Source organism: Curtobacterium sp. 9128, assembly GCF_900086645.1.
Classification (GTDB): Bacteria; Actinomycetota; Actinomycetes; order Actinomycetales; family Microbacteriaceae; genus Curtobacterium.
In genome coordinates this window covers 653,899-667,912 of sequence record NZ_LT576451.1, presented here as the reverse complement: position 1 = coordinate 667,912, position 14,014 = coordinate 653,899, and the positions used below count along the sequence as shown (strand labels likewise).

Annotated in this window: 13 protein-coding genes; 9 read left to right on the top strand and 4 right to left on the bottom strand. The window is 71.7% G+C overall.

The features are described 5' to 3' along the window. Positions 1-31: 31 nt before the first annotated feature. From QK288_RS03345 to QK288_RS03335, 3 genes are read left to right on the top strand one after another with little or no spacing between them, the layout of a single operon-like run. Positions 32-883 carry an Asp23/Gls24 family envelope stress response protein gene (locus QK288_RS03345; RefSeq protein WP_281266399.1) on the top strand — a complete coding sequence of 284 codons (852 nt, stop codon included), beginning with the start codon at positions 32-34 and terminating at the stop codon, positions 881-883. Next, on the top strand, positions 880-1,302 hold the full coding sequence (locus tag QK288_RS03340; RefSeq protein ID WP_281266398.1) for an MFS transporter permease: 423 nt from the start codon (positions 880-882) through the stop codon (positions 1,300-1,302). The genes QK288_RS03345 and QK288_RS03340 overlap by 4 nt, the downstream gene beginning before the upstream one ends. A gap of 27 nt (positions 1,303-1,329) precedes the next feature. After that, positions 1,330-1,521 carry a hypothetical protein gene (locus QK288_RS03335; RefSeq protein WP_281266397.1) on the top strand — a complete coding sequence of 64 codons (192 nt, stop codon included), beginning with the start codon at positions 1,330-1,332 and terminating at the stop codon, positions 1,519-1,521. A 258-nt stretch (positions 1,522-1,779) separates the two neighbouring features. On the opposite strand, the gene QK288_RS03330 is transcribed toward QK288_RS03335, so the two are convergent. Next, the gene (locus QK288_RS03330; RefSeq protein WP_281266396.1) at positions 1,780-2,736 is read right to left on the bottom strand and encodes a serine hydrolase; all 957 of its coding nucleotides are present in this window, start codon (positions 2,734-2,736) and stop codon (positions 1,780-1,782) included. Continuing rightward, complete coding sequence (locus tag QK288_RS03325; RefSeq protein WP_281266395.1) at positions 2,736-4,700, bottom strand: M13-type metalloendopeptidase; 1,965 nt, start codon at positions 4,698-4,700, stop codon at positions 2,736-2,738. The genes QK288_RS03330 and QK288_RS03325 overlap by 1 nt, the downstream gene beginning before the upstream one ends. A 105-nt stretch (positions 4,701-4,805) precedes the next feature. Here QK288_RS03325 and QK288_RS03320 point away from each other — a divergent pair, with 105 nt between their 5' ends. Further along, positions 4,806-6,143, top strand: a complete 1,338-nt coding sequence (locus QK288_RS03320; protein WP_281266394.1) for a solute carrier family 23 protein — start codon at positions 4,806-4,808, stop codon at positions 6,141-6,143. Positions 6,144-6,251: 108 nt separating this feature from the next. On the opposite strand, the gene QK288_RS03315 is transcribed toward QK288_RS03320, so the two are convergent. After that, positions 6,252-6,920, bottom strand: a complete 669-nt coding sequence (locus QK288_RS03315; RefSeq protein ID WP_281266393.1) for a GAP family protein — start codon at positions 6,918-6,920, stop codon at positions 6,252-6,254. A gap of 32 nt (positions 6,921-6,952) precedes the next feature. Between QK288_RS03315 and QK288_RS03310 the strand changes: the two genes are divergently transcribed. After that, positions 6,953-8,263, top strand: coding sequence for an MATE family efflux transporter (locus tag QK288_RS03310; protein ID WP_281266392.1), 1,311 nt, complete (start codon positions 6,953-6,955; stop codon positions 8,261-8,263). A 551-nt stretch (positions 8,264-8,814) separates the two neighbouring features. On the opposite strand, the gene QK288_RS03305 is transcribed toward QK288_RS03310, so the two are convergent. Beyond that, a complete protein-coding gene (locus tag QK288_RS03305; protein ID WP_281266391.1) occupies positions 8,815-9,924 on the bottom strand; it encodes a substrate-binding domain-containing protein in 1,110 nt (369 codons plus the stop codon). A 55-nt stretch (positions 9,925-9,979) separates the two neighbouring features. Between QK288_RS03305 and QK288_RS03300 the strand changes: the two genes are divergently transcribed. From QK288_RS03300 to QK288_RS03285, 4 genes are all read left to right on the top strand, one after another. Beyond that, entirely contained in the window at positions 9,980-11,233 is a 1,254-nt protein-coding gene (locus QK288_RS03300) for an MFS transporter (RefSeq protein WP_281266390.1), read from the top strand. 9 nt (positions 11,234-11,242) lie between these two features. Then, entirely contained in the window at positions 11,243-11,938 is a 696-nt protein-coding gene (nucS, locus tag QK288_RS03295; RefSeq protein ID WP_281266389.1) for an endonuclease NucS, read from the top strand. 95 nt (positions 11,939-12,033) lie between these two features. After that, on the top strand, positions 12,034-12,738 hold the full coding sequence (locus tag QK288_RS03290; protein WP_281266388.1) for an HAD hydrolase-like protein: 705 nt from the start codon (positions 12,034-12,036) through the stop codon (positions 12,736-12,738). Beyond that, complete coding sequence (locus QK288_RS03285) at positions 12,735-13,976, top strand: MFS transporter (protein WP_281266387.1); 1,242 nt, start codon at positions 12,735-12,737, stop codon at positions 13,974-13,976. The genes QK288_RS03290 and QK288_RS03285 overlap by 4 nt, the downstream gene beginning before the upstream one ends. The last annotated feature ends 38 nt before the right edge of the window (positions 13,977-14,014 follow it).

Sequence of the window (14,014 nt, the reverse complement as noted above, 5' to 3'; positions counted from 1 at the left end):
GTCGTCTCCTGTCCGGACCGAGGAGGACATCATGGAGAACGAGACACACGCCCGCACCCACGTCACCGATGTGGCCCTGCCCGCATCGCTGACCGAGCCGCTGCCGGAGGACGCCAGCGTCCTCACCGTCGCAGCACGCACCGCAGCAGTCACCGCGATCGGCGTCGACGGCGTGCACCACCTGGGTGGCGTGCTCGAACGCGCGGCCGACCAGGTCCGCTCCCGCCTCGGCCGGACCGCCAGCGCCCTCGGCGTGCAGGTGGACGACGCCGATGGAACACTCGACGTGCAGGTGTCGCTCGTCGTCACCTACCCCGAACGCGTGACCACGGTCGCCGAGGAGGTCCGCGCGCAGGTCGCCCACGCCGTCGCCCAGGTCGCGGGACAGCCCGCGACGGTCGACGTCCGGGTCACCGACGTGCACGGTCCGTTCGACGACGAGCCGTCGAAGGTCTCCGAAGCGGTCGACGCCGTCCGCGAGAAGGCGGCGGAGGCGACCGAGCGGGTCAAGGACGCAGCGACCGATGCGGCTGCGAAGGCGCAGGGGGTCGGAGCCGACGCGGCAGCGAAGGCGCGCGAGGTCGGGGCCGACGTCGCCGACCGGACTCGCGTCGCCGCCGACCAGACCCGAGCGGCCGCCGCCGCTGCGCTCGACCAGGTGCGGGACACCGCGTCCGAGACCGCTGACCGCGCCCGCGACGCCGCAGCCGAGGTGCGCGAGTCGACCGCTGACACCATCGGCCGTGCCAGTGTGGCCGGCTCCGACGCCGTCGATGACGCGGTGGACGCGACCAAGCGCGCCGCGGACGACATGGCCGACGCGGCCGCGCACGCCGCGGAGGCCACCGAAGCCGCAGCGACCGAGCCGGACACCCGAGCATGACCGTCTGGTCCGGCCGCCGCGGGCGTCGCTTCGGTCGGGAACGTCCGCCTCGCGCCCGTGGTGTCTGGATCGCGACCGTCGTGGGCGTGCTCGTCGTCCTCCTGCTCTTCGTGGGTGCGTTCCTGCCGCTCGTCGGGTTCCTCGTCGGCGTCACCGGGACCACCGCCGGCCTCGTGCCGTTCCCGGTCGTCCGCGTCACACTCGTCACCGTCCTCGGCGGCATCGTCGTCCTGGCGTTGCTGATCCTCGCCGTGACCCGGCGTCGTAGCGTGGCGGCATGGGTACCGGTCGTCCTCGCGGTGATCGTCGCCGTCGTGGTGACCGTCTACCCGCTGTTCGCGGTCGCGATCGGCTCAGCGGACCGGGCCGGAGACATCGGGCCCGTGATCACGGACCTCGTACGACAGTTCACCGGCTGACCGGCCGGACCACCGAAAGGACAGACCATGCGCAACCGCATCATCGTCATCGCAGCCATCGTGCTCATCGGCTTCTGGTTCGGGGTGCGAGCCAACCGCACCGTGATCAAGCAGTCCAAGGGCGAGACGGCCCGCAAGATGTGGAACGACCCGCACGCCCGCAAGTCGCGGAAGAAGCTCCGCAAGAAGTTGGAGAAGGCCGCCAAGAAGCGCCGCTGACCGGGCGGGGGCGGGCACGTCGGTGCCGACTCGGAACGACAGACCCGCTGTCGTACGACAACGATCGTGTCGCACCCCCGCGCTTGCAACTGTTGCAGGCGCGTGATTGCGACAGCGTCGCTGTCTTACGACACCGATCGTGTCGCCTGGACCCCGACTGGAGGCTCGCCCGCCGTCCGCCCCGCGCGCTCGCTTCCGTAGGGGGCCGGGTCGCGGGCGCGCGGCAGCCGGGCACGTCGGTGGCGCGGCAGGCGCGCGTCAGCGCGTCGCGGTGACGTGCACCGCGTCGAGCACCTCGGTGCCCATGGTGCGCAGTGCCTCGACGACCGAAAGGCGCCGGTCGAGCGTGTCGTCCTCGAACGTCACCGTGACCGCGTAGCTCACGCTCGAACCGGGGCCGCGGAGCACTCCGGCCTCAGCACGGATACCCGGGCCGGAACCCGTCACGGCGACCGACTGCAGGCCGTGGTCGAGTGCGCGGTGCGCCAGCGGGTCGAGGCCGAAGGACCCCGCGACGAGCGAGAGGTCGGCTGCGAGGGAGAGCCACCCGAGCACCCGGTTCGAGACGCCCTCGTCGACGACCTCGCCGAGGGCCAGACCACGCATCACCCAGCTGAGCTCCCCCGACGCAGCGACCGCGATGTCCGGCGCGTCGTCAGGGCCACGGCGGTCCCGGACGCGGTCGATGAACGCCGATCGCTCGACCCCGAGCGACTCGGCACGCTCGCGCACGGCGTCGATTCCGACGGTGGAGAGCAGTGCGTTCGTCGCCCACGCGTCGGCGGTCGCCGCGACGAGGGTGGCGAGGTCCGAGACCTGCATGGTCGGCTCCTGCAGGAACTGCCAGAGCCCCGGTCCGGTCGCGGTGTCCCGAGCCATCCGTTGCAGCCGGTCGCCGTGCAGCCGGCCGTCCTCGAGCCGTGCCGCGACCTCGATGAGCAGCAGCACACGGCCGAGGCCCCCGACGGGTTGCACGAGCCGGTCGTCGATCGCGAGCAGGGCGCGGCCGGTCGACGTGTCGATCACGGACGCGCTGACCCCGGCACCGTCGTAGGCGAGCGCTCCGAGGGCCTCGACCGTCGCCGAGAACCGCTCCTCGCCACCCCCGCGGTGGCGCCCGCGAGCACGGCCGCCCGCACCGGCACGGTTCCCCGCACCGGCGGCGCCGTCGTGGCGTCGCCGCCGCGAGGACGGTGCCGCGTCGGGCTCGACCATCACCAGATCGAGACGCGCTCGGCGGGGTCGAGGTACATCGCGTCGCGTTCGGTCACGCCGAACGTGTCGTAGAAGACGTCGATGTTCTTCACGACCTGGTTGCAGCGGAACTCGGTCGGCGAGTGCGGGTCGATCTGGAGCAGGCGTGCGGCCTCTTCCGGGCGGATCGCCATCCGCCACGCCTGCGCCCAGCTCAGGAAGAACCGCTCGGCGCCGGTGAGTCCGTCGATGACCGGCGGTTCCTGTCCGTCGAGCGACAGCAGGTACGCCTTCCACGCGATCGACAGGCCACCCAGGTCGCCGATGTTCTCGCCGATCGTGAGGGCACCGTTGACGTGCCCGTCCGGGACCTCGGTCGGGACCAGCGCGTCGTACTGCGCGATGAGTGCCTTCGTGCGCTCCTCGAACGCCTGCCGGTCGGCCTCGGTCCACCAGTTCTCGAGTCGGCCGTCGCCGTCGTACTGGGAGCCCTGGTCGTCGAAGCCGTGCCCGATCTCGTGGCCGATCACAGCACCGATCGCGCCGTAGTTCGCCGCGGCGTCACGGGCGGCGTCGAAGAACGGGAACTGCAGGATCGCGGCGGGGAACACGATCTCGTTGAAGCCCGGGTTGTAGTACGCGTTGATCGTCTGCGGCGTCATGAACCACTCGTCGCGGTCGATCGGCTTCCCGATCTTGCCGAGTTCGCGGTCGACCTGGAAGGCGGCGACGGCCCGGACGTTGCCGATCAGGTCGTCGGCGGAGATCGGCAGCTTCGAGTAGTCGCGCCACTTCACCGGGTACCCGATCTTCGGCGTGAACTTGTCGAGCTTCTCGAGCGCGCGCGTCCGGGTCTCGTCGGTCATCCAGTCGAGGGCCGTGATGCTCTGCCGGTACGCCTCGACCAGGTGCGCGACGAGGTCGTCCATGGTGACCTTCGACGTCTCGTCGAAGTGCTCGTCGACGTAGATCCGGCCGACGGCCTCGCCCATCGCGCCCTCGACCAGGGAGACGCCGCGCTTCCAGCGCTCACGCTGCTTCGGGGCGCCGGTGAGTGCCGTGCCGTAGAACGAGAAGCTCGTGGCGGAGAACGCACTCGTCAGGTACGGGGCCGACGCCCGGATGACCTGCCAGCGGAGCCAGTCCTTCCACGCCTCGAGCGACTCGGCTCCGAGCAGTTCCGCCAGACCCGTCAGGAACGAGGGCTCGCGGACGACGACGGTCGAGAACGCTCCGGCAGGAGCGTCGATCGACTCCCACCAGAGCTGCAGGTCCGCCCCGGGTGCGAGTGCGTCCACCTCGGACCACGGCAGCTTGTTGTAGGTCTTCTGGCTGTCGCGCGTGGCGACGTTGTCCCAGTGCTTCCCGGCCAGGGCGGTCTCGAGCGCGATGACGTGCTCGGTGCGCTCGGCACCGTCGTCGAACCCGGCGAGCGGGAACATCGCGGCGACGAACTCGCGGTACTTCTCACGGATGTCGCCGAACCGCTCTTCGCGGTAGTAGGACTCGTCGGGCAGACCCAGACCGGACTGCTCGAGGAACACGACGTACGACTCCGGGTCACCCGGGTCGTTGTCGACGAACAGCTGGATGAAGCTCGGCAGCCCGAGTCGCTCGAACCGGCCGACCATCCGGAGCACGTCGTCCTTCGTCCCGAGCGCGGAGATCTCGGCGAGCAGGGGCTCGATCGGTGCCGTCCCCAGCGCCTCGAGCTTCGACTCGTCGGTGAAGGAGGTGTACAGGTCCCCGACCTTGCGCTCCTCGGACCCCGTAGGAGCCTGCTGGGAGCGCTCGACGATCGCCCGGACGGCCTTCTCTGCCTCTTCCGCGAGCACCGTGAACGAGCCGTACCGCGCCTTGTCGTCGGGGATCGGCGTCGCGTCGATCCACTGCCCGTTGACGTGGCGGTACAGGTCGTCCTTCGGCTGCACCTTCGCGTCGAGTTCGTCGGTCTGGATTCCGGTGGTGCCTGCGACGTCGGTCATGCGCTCCACGATAGCCACCGATCCCCTGCCGTCCACCCGGTGATCCCGACGCAACCGTCCTGCGGCCGACGGCGCAGGTGGGCGGCTGCCACTACGGTCATGGACATGGGACTCCCGTGGAAGCTGCACGGAGACGGCGCGACCGTCTCGGCGACGACGATCGTGGCACCGGACGAACGGCTCACCTGGCCGCGCACCATCGGTCTCGGCGTGCAGCACGTCGTGGCGATGTTCGGCGCGACGTTCCTCGTCCCGCTGCTGACCGGCTTCCCGCCGTCGACGACCCTGCTCTTCAGCGGCATCGGGACGATCCTGTTCCTCCTCATCACCGGCAACCGCCTGCCGAGCTACCTCGGCAGCTCCTTCGCCTTCATCGCGCCGATCGGTGCGGCGACGAAGATCGGCGGGATCCCGCTCGCACTCTCCGGGATCATCGTCGTCGGCGCGCTGCTGGCGGTCATCGGGCTCGTGGTGCACCTCGCCGGGGCCGGCTGGATCGACCGCCTGATGCCCCCGGTCGTCTCGGGAGCGATCGTCGCGCTCATCGGGTTCAACCTCGCCCCGGCGGCCCGCGACAACTTCACGAAGGCGCCGCTCGTCGCCGTCATCACCCTCGCCGCCATCATCCTGGTGACCGTCCTGTTCAAGGGGCTCATCGGTCGGCTGTCGATCGTCATCGGCGTCGTCGTCGGGTACGTCGCAGCACTCATCGCGGGCCAGGTCGACTTCTCCGCCGTCGGCGACGCCGCCTGGATCGGCCTGCCCGAGTTCACCGCACCGGCCTTCGACCCGGGACAACTCGCGATCTACCTGGCGTTCGTGCCGGTCGTCCTCGCGCTCATCGCCGAGAACGTCGGCCACGTGAAGGGCGTCGGACAGCTCACCGGCCGCGACCTCACGCCACTGACCGGGCGCGCCCTCTTCGCCGACGGCATCTCGACGGTCCTCGCGGGCGTCGGCGGCGGCTCCGCCACCACGACGTACGGCGAGAACATCGGTGTGATGGCCGCCACCAGGGTCTTCTCCACGGCCGCGTACTGGGTCGCGGCGATCGTCGCGATCCTGCTCGGCCTCTCCCCCAAGATCGGCGCGGTCATCTCCTCGGTCCCGCCCGGGGTGCTCGGCGGGGCGACCACCGCGCTCTACGGCCTGATCGGGGTCATCGGCATCCGCATCTGGGTCGAGAACCGCGTCGACTTCGCCAAGCCGAAGAACCAGCTCACCGCCGGCATCGCACTCATCATCGGCATCGCGGACTTCACGTTCTCGTTCGGTCAGGCGTCCTTCGGCGGCATCATCCTCGGCACCGTGGCCGCGATCGTCGTCTACCACGTGATGGACCTGATCGGCCGGGCGCGCGGCACGGAGCCGCCGACACCGGAAGCGTCGGAGTCGGCGCACGCCGCCACCGGCGGCATCCCGACGGAACCACGCGCGGACTGAGGCGGACCCGAGGTCGGACGGGAGGCCCTGATCGACTCCGCCACGCACCGCACGGTGCGCGCGCGACGCGACCAGGGCCTCCCGTCCGGTCCGGCGCGCGCCGTTGCGTCAGGCGAGCAGCCCCACGATCCCGGTGACCAACTGCACCAGGCCGACCACGACGAGCACGCCCACCAGCAGCGTGGAGCCCCACCGGGCGATCCACGCGCGCATCCCGGCGATCGCCCGCTCGGCGCGGTCACCGAGCACGACCGCGAGCACGATCGGGATCACCGCGGTGGAGCCGGCGACCACGACGAAGACCGCGCCGGCCAGGACGGCCTCACCCGGCCCGGGGTCGACGTCACCGAACGACAACCCGGCGGCGAGGACGAGCACCAGCGCCTTGACGTTCGTGACGAAGCCGAGGACGCCGAGCCCGAACGCCTTCGACGGATCGAGCGCTTCCATCGCGTCCGACCAGCGCGAGCTCGCGGGTGATCCGTCGGGCAACCGGCGGACCGTCCACTGCCAGACGGCCAGTCCGAGCAGGACGACGCCGGCGCCGAGCGCGACGAGCGCCCGGACCGGAGGGCCGTCGGACGACTCGGCGGGCAGACGTTCGCCCACCAGGACCGCGACGATGAGTCCGACCCCGATCGCGACGATCCACCCCGCCGCACACGCGACCGCGGCGCCGTACCCGCGCCGGTGCCCGAGCAGGAACACGATCGAGGCGACGGAGACGGGGCTCAGCGCGATGCCGAGTGCGCCGGGCACGAGCGCGAAGACGTCCACGGGCGGAGCCTATTCCGCGGCATGATGTCCTGATGCCCACCTCGCGCCGCGCTGTCGACCGCGACATCGTCCGGCTGGCGCTCCCTGCTCTCGGCGCACTCGTGGTCGAGCCGCTCTTCCTGATGACGGACACGGCGCTCGTCGGGCACCTCGGGGCGACACCGCTCGCGGCGGTCGGACTCGCGAGTGCCGTGCTGCAGACCGTGACGGGGCTGCTCGTCTTCCTGGCCTACTCGACGACGCCTGCCGTCGCGCGCGCGCTCGGCGGCGGTGACCGGCGCGGAGCGGTGCACGCCGGCATCGACGGGATGTGGCTCGCGCTCGGGCTCGGCGTCGTCCTGGCACTCGTCGGGTGGCCGCTCGCGGAACCGCTCGTCGGGCTGTTCGGCGCATCGGCCCCGGTCTCCAGCGCTGCGACCGCCTACCTGCTCGTGTCGCTGATCGGCCTCCCGGGGATCCTCGTCGTCACCGCGTCGACCGGGCTGCTGCGGGGGCTGCAGGACACCAGGACCCCGCTCGTCGTGGCGTCGATCGGCTTCCTGGCGAACGGTCTCCTCAACGCGGTGCTCATCTACGGGTTCGGGTGGGGTGTGGAGGGATCGGCCGCCGGCACCGTGCTCGTGCAGTGGGCGATGGCCGCCGTGTACGTGGTGATCGCCGTGCGTGCGGCACGGCGTGTGGGCGCTCCGCTGCGGCCGGGTGCCTCTGGCGTGGCGCGGGCACTGCGATCGGGAGCGTGGCTGTTCCTGCGGACCGCATCGCTGCGCGTGGCGATGCTCGCGACCGTCGGGGTGGCCGCCGGGCTGGGGACGGTCGGGCTCGCGACGACCCAGGTCGGCCTGACGGTGTTCAGCACGCTCGCATTCGCGCTCGACGCACTGGCGATCGCAGGACAGGCGCTCGTCGGGCACGCGCTCGGTGCCGGTGACGGCGACCGGGTGCGGCTCGTGACGACGCGGCTCGTGGTGCTCGGCATCGGTGGTGGCGTGCTGCTCGGGCTGCTGACCCTGGCGGTGAGCGGGGTGCTGGGCCCGGTGTTCTCGGACTCCGAGGCGGTGCGGTCGTCGTTGCCCGTCGTGCTCGTGCTCATCGCGGCGGGGATGCCGGTCGCCGGGTACGTGTTCGTGCTCGACGGGGTGCTGATCGGCGCGGGGGACGCCAGGTACCTCGCGATCGCCGGCGGCGTGAACCTCGTCGTGTACCTGCCGCTGCTCTGGGTCTTCGGGAACGGGCTCGCGGCGCTGTGGGCGGTGTTCTCGTTCGGGTACATCGGCGTGCGCGCGGTGACGCTCGGCGTGCGGGCACACCGCCCGGGGTGGATCGCCGTCGCGATGGCGCGCTGAGCGGGGGCGTCTGCTCCTTCCGCACTCGTCCCGCGCTCGACGGGTGCTCGCGCGCTCGTGCCCGGCTCGTGCCGCACGCGTGCCCGGCTCGTGCCGTGCTCGTGCCCGGCCTCGGTGCACGGTCGAGTGCGCAGAAACGGTCACCTGCGGGCCTGCGCGGCACCACTACTGCGCAATCGAATGTCGGCTCCTCCGCGCTCACGCCCCACGCGTGGCGCGAACTGGCACCACCATCGAGTGCGCAGAAACAGACACCCGAGAGCCTGCGCCGTCCCCACTACTGCGCACTCGACGGCCAGCTCCCTCCGCACTCGCGCCGTGCACGTGACCCAGCCTGGCTGCACGGTCGAGTGCGCAGAAACGTTCACCTGCGGGCCTGCACGGTCACCACTTCTGCGCACTCGAGCACCCGGCCCCCGGGGCCCGGGGCCCCGGGCCGGGGAGGGGGCGGAGAGAGAGCGGGCGGGACGCGGGCGCGAGACCCGGGGCACCGCGGACGCCGCGGACGCCGTGGACGCCGTGGACGCCGTGGACGCCGTGGACGCCGCAGGCTACGCGCGCGGGGGTGCCGTCGTGTCGCCGACGCGGAGCTCGGAGCGGAACGACGCACCACTCGGCGCATCGCCCTCGAGCATCGCCAGCGCTGCCCGCGCGGCCGCCTGGCCCTTCTGCACGAACGGCTGCACGAGCGTGGTCAGCTGCCGGATCGGCGAACGGTGCAGCAGGCTGTCGTCCACGTGGATGCCGTCGAAGCCCACCACGCTGACGTCCTCCGGCACCCGGAGCCCGTGCTCGAGCGCCGACGAGATCACCCCGACGGCGAGCAGGTCGCTCTGCGCGATGACCGCGGTGGGGCGGGTGCCGCCGGGGCCGAACAGCGACTCCCCGGCGACGCGCCCGGCCTCCACCGAGCTGCCACCTGCCTCGATCGCGACGCACGACGGGAACACGCCCCGGACCCCACGGAGCCGCTCCATCGTCGTGAACGCCGCACCGGCCGCGAAGCGCGCATCGGAGATCGGTCCGAGCTGGTGCGTGGCGTCGAGGGGCAGCGTGACCACGGTGACGTCGGTGTGGCCGAGGTCTCGGAGGAACGTGGCGGCACGGCGCGAGCCCTCGCGGTTGTCGAGCTGGATCGGGACAGCGCCCTCGATGTCGTCCGCCTCGATCGCGACGACCGGGATCCCGCGGCGTCGGAGCACGGCGACGGCGGGATCGACCCGCACGTTGCAGCCGACCAGGACGACCGCGTCCATCGGCGCGTCGACCAGCGGGCCCATGCCGCGCTCGTCGTCGAGGGGGCTGCGGACGAGGAGCAGTGACGCCCCGGCCTCCCCGGCGACCTCGGCGATGCCGTCGAGCGTCAGGACGTTCACCGGGTCGCGGAACGCGTCGCTCAGGCGTTCGTCCATCACGACGCCGATCACGCCGGATCGGCCACGGCGGAGGGAGCGCGCACGGGGGTCGGGACCGTCGTACCCCATCGACGCGGCGACGGCGAGCACGCGGGCGCGGGTCTCCTCGGACACCGGGCCGCTGCCGCTGAACGCGAGCGACGCCGTCGACGCAGCGACCCCGGCCGCACGCGCGACCGCGGCCAGCGTCGGTCGGGCGGGCGCGGTGTGCCCCGACGCGCCACGAGGTGTTGCCGAGTCGTCCATCGCCGGTTAGCGTATCCGAGAACCACACTCGAATCGATTCGATCGGAACAGCACCATGACGACGGCGTCAGTCACCAGGACGAGCCAGGCCCCCAGCACCCGCGCGTGGATCACCGCGGTGTTCGTGGTCTTCACCCTCTCGGGGCTCGGCATCGCGACCTGGCTCGGCCGGATCCCGAGCGTGCGCGACGAGCTCGGCGCCAGCACCTTCGAGATGGGGCTGCTCGTCGTCGGGATGAGCGTCGGGTCGATCGCCGGACTGACCTTCGCCGGACACATCGTCGCGAAGCTCGGTGCGAAGCACGGCGTGCAGATCGCCGCCGTCTGCCTGGTCGTCGGCATGGTGATGGCCGGCGTCGCGGTGACCACGGGTTGGGGCTTCGCCGCCATCTGGATCTGCCTCATCGCGTTCGGCTTCGGCAACGGGCTGTGCGACGTGTCGATGAACGTCGGAGGCGCCACCGCCGAACGACTCGGTGGCCGCACGATCATGCCGATGTTCCACGCCGCGTTCAGCCTCGGCACGCTCGCCGGTGCCGGGCTCGGCGCACTGGCCGAACGCCTCGAGATCCCGGTGGCGCTGCACTTCATCGTCGTCGGTGTCCTGATGGCGATCGCGATGGTCGTCGCGGTCCGCTGGTTCGGCGACGAGCGGGTCACCGAACCGGAGCCCACCGACACCACCCCCGTGCCGCTCCCGGTCTCCCGCTGGGCCGTCTGGAAGCAGCCGACCACCCTCTTCATCGGTGTCATCGTGCTCGGCATGGCCCTCGCCGAGGGATCCGCCAACGACTGGCTGCCGCTCGCGATGATCGACGGACACGGGCTCGACAACGCCTCGGGCTCCGCGGTGCTCACCGTGTTCCTCGCCGCGATGACCGTCGGCCGCGTCGCCGGCAGCCCGCTCATCGACCGCTTCGGACGCGTCCCGGTGCTCCGCATCAGCGCAGCGGTCGCCGTGGTCGGACTCGGGATGCTGATCTTCATCCCGAACGTCCCGCTCGCGATCGTCGGCGTGGTGCTCTGGGGACTCGGCGCGAGCCTCGGCTTCCCGATGGGCATGTCCGCGGCCGCCGACGACCCCCGCACCGCAGCCGCCAAGGTGAGCGCCGTGGCCACCATCGGGTACGTCGCGTTCCTCGCCGGGCCGCCCATCATCGGGTTCGCGGGTGAGCACTTCGGCCTGCTGAACGGCCTGCTCATCGTCTTCGTCTTCATCGTCGCCGCCGGTCTGGCATCGGGTGCGGCACGCGAGCGGACGCCGGACGCCGAACCGGCCGACGCGAACCGGCGGCCCGACGCCCGTTAGGCTTCCTGGGTGCGTCTCGTCATCGCCCGCTGCTCCGTCGACTACGCCGGTCGCCTGTCGGCACACCTCCCCCTCGCGACCCGGCTCCTCATGCTGAAGGCCGACGGCTCGCTGCTCGTCCACTCGGACGGCGGCAGCTACAAGCCGCTCAACTGGATGAGCCCGCCGTGCTCGATCGAGATCGGCGAGCCCTCCGAGGAGCAGGCGGAGGCCGGCATCGAGCAGGTCTGGACCGTCACCCAGAAGAAGACGCAGGACAAGCTCGTCGTCAGCCTGTACGAGGTGATCGCCGACGAGAACCACGACCTCGGCGTCGACCCTGGCCTCGTCAAGGACGGGGTCGAGGCGCACCTGCAGCAGCTCCTCGCCGAGCAGATCGAGCTCCTCGGGGACGGGCACACGCTCGTCCGACGCGAGTACATGACCGCGATCGGGCCGGTCGACATCCTGGCTCGTGACGACGCCGGCGCGAGCGTGGCCGTCGAGATGAAGCGCAATGCGGGCATCGACGCGGTCGAGCAGCTCACCCGCTACCTCGAACTCATGAACCGCGATCCGCTGCTCCGTCCGGTGCAGGGCGTGCTCGCGGCGCAGACCGTGGCACCGCAGGCCCGCACGCTGGCCGAGGACCGCGGCATCCGCGTGCTGGTCCTCGACTACGACGCGATGCGGGGCATCGAGGGCGGGCACACCCGCCTGTTCTGAGCGCGGACCGGCCTGGAGGCTCGGCTCGCCCCCGTCCGACGCGTCACGACCCGCAGGTGGGCCCGGTCCACCGCCCCGGTTAGGCTGGGCAGGTCATGACAAGCCCGTTCAGCGCCATCCTCTTCGACCTCGACGGAACCATCAGCGACTCGGCGCCGGGCATCCTGGAGAGCCTGACGTACACGTTCCGCAAGGTCGGCGTGCCCGTCCCGGACCACGAGACGCTGATGTCGTTCGTCGGGCCGCCGATCCTCGACACCTTCCGCGACGCGATGGGCATGGACCAGGAACTCGCGGACCGCACCCTCGCCGTCTACCGGGAGCACTACTTCTCGCACGGCGCCCTCGACTCCGCGATGTTCCCCGGCATCGACGTGGTCCTGCGCACCCTGCACGAGGCCGGACTGCCGATCTCGACGGCGACGAGCAAGCCAGAGACCCCGGCGACGTACATCCTCGACCACTACGGGCTGACCGGGGACATCGACATCATCACCGGCGCCAGTGACGACGAGGTCCGCTCCTCGAAGGCCGACGTGGTCGAGGAAGCACTGAAGCGCCTCGACGCCCGCGGGTTCGACATCTCGCGTCCGGTGCTCGTCGGCGACCGGCTGCACGACGTCGAGGGAGCCCGGGTGCACGGCGTCCCCGTGGTCTTCGCCGAGTGGGGGTACGGCTCCCCCGCCGAGGCCGACGGCACCATCGCCCAGGCAGCCACCCCGCTCGACCTGCTGCCGATCCTGCTCCCGGACGCCGCTGCGCCGGACGCGCCCACCGCCGACGCCAGCGCCCGTTCGTGACCCGCGCAGCCGCACTGCGCCGCGCCGGCTGGGTGCTGCCGGCGGCCATCGTGCTCGTCGCGCTGAACCTGCGCGGCCCCATCGTCGCCCCGGCGCCGGTGATCGGCGACATCCGGCTCGACCTCGGTCTGACGACCACCGTCGCCGGGCTCCTCACGACCATCCCGGTGCTGTGCTTCGCCCTCGCGACGCCGCTCGCGAGCTGGGTGATCGCGAAGGCGACCCCGGAACGGGCACTGTCCCTGTCGCTCGTGATCGTGCTCGCCGGAACCGTGCTCCGGTCGGTCCCGAGTGCCGCGGCACTGCTGATCGGCACCGCGGTGATCGGTATCGGCATCACCATCGGCAACGTGGTGATCCCCGTCGTCATCCGCCGGGACACCTCGCCGGAGCGCGTCGGGATCGTCACCGGCGTGTACACGTCAGCGCTCAACGTCGGGTCGATGCTGACGTCGCTCGCCACCGCACCGCTCGCATCCGTGTGGGGCTGGCCGGTCGCGATCGCGGTGTGGGGACTCCTCGCCGTGGTCGCCGGGCTGGCCTGGACATCCGCGGTCGGGGCACGGGCCGCGTGGATGCGCCCGGCGACCGGGACGCCGACCGAACCCGCGGTCGTGACCGGGCCGATCGACCAGGTCGTCGGGACCGGTGCGATCCGCGTGCCCTCCGCTGCCGCTGCCCGCCCGGCCAGGTGGGTGACGATCGGGCTCACGCTGGCGTTCGGCGGTCAGGCGTTCTCGTACTACGCGCTCACGGCGTGGATCCCGACGCTGCTGCACGACGAGATCGGCTTCTCGAAGGCGTCGTCGGGTGCGAGCTCGTCGGTGTTCCAGATCCTCGCGGTCGTCGGGGCGCTCGGCGTGCCCGTGCTCGCCTCCCGCTGGCGCCCCAGGGCGATCCTGTCCCTGGTGGCGTTCCTCTGGCTCGCGATGCCACTCGGGCTGCTGTTCGCGCCGCAGCTCTGGTTGCTGTGGTCGATCCTCGGCGGGGCGGCCCAGGGCGGCGGGATCACCGTCATCTTCATCATCATCGTGCGACTGGTGTCGACCGACGACGACGCCAGGAGGATGTCCGCGTTCGTGCAGGGCGGCGGCTACCTGATCGGGTCGGCTGGGCCGCTCGTCGCCGGGGCGCTGCACGACGCGACGAACGCCTGGACCGCGCCGCTGCTCGTCGTGCTCGTGGCCGTCCTGACCCTCGGCATCGTGGGGACCCTGTCCGCCCGCCGGGTGCCCTGACCCGCCGTCGGTTCGCGCCCCCGCACGAACATCGCGCC

What these genes read in the sequence shown, in the direction of transcription:
- QK288_RS03345 (WP_281266399.1), top strand. Translation starts at nt 32, where the DNA reads ATGGAGAACGAGACACACGCCCGCACCCACGTCACCGATGTGGCCCTG.
- QK288_RS03340 (WP_281266398.1), top strand. Translation starts at nt 880, where the DNA reads ATGACCGTCTGGTCCGGCCGCCGCGGGCGTCGCTTCGGTCGGGAACGT.
- QK288_RS03335 (WP_281266397.1), top strand. Translation starts at nt 1,330, where the DNA reads ATGCGCAACCGCATCATCGTCATCGCAGCCATCGTGCTCATCGGCTTC.
- QK288_RS03330 (WP_281266396.1), bottom strand. Translation starts at nt 2,736, where the DNA reads ATGGTCGAGCCCGACGCGGCACCGTCCTCGCGGCGGCGACGCCACGAC.
- QK288_RS03325 (WP_281266395.1), bottom strand. Translation starts at nt 4,700, where the DNA reads ATGACCGACGTCGCAGGCACCACCGGAATCCAGACCGACGAACTCGAC.
- QK288_RS03320 (WP_281266394.1), top strand. Translation starts at nt 4,806, where the DNA reads ATGGGACTCCCGTGGAAGCTGCACGGAGACGGCGCGACCGTCTCGGCG.
- QK288_RS03310 (WP_281266392.1), top strand. Translation starts at nt 6,953, where the DNA reads ATGCCCACCTCGCGCCGCGCTGTCGACCGCGACATCGTCCGGCTGGCG.
- QK288_RS03305 (WP_281266391.1), bottom strand. Translation starts at nt 9,924, where the DNA reads ATGGACGACTCGGCAACACCTCGTGGCGCGTCGGGGCACACCGCGCCC.
- QK288_RS03300 (WP_281266390.1), top strand. Translation starts at nt 9,980, where the DNA reads ATGACGACGGCGTCAGTCACCAGGACGAGCCAGGCCCCCAGCACCCGC.
- QK288_RS03290 (WP_281266388.1), top strand. Translation starts at nt 12,034, where the DNA reads ATGACAAGCCCGTTCAGCGCCATCCTCTTCGACCTCGACGGAACCATC.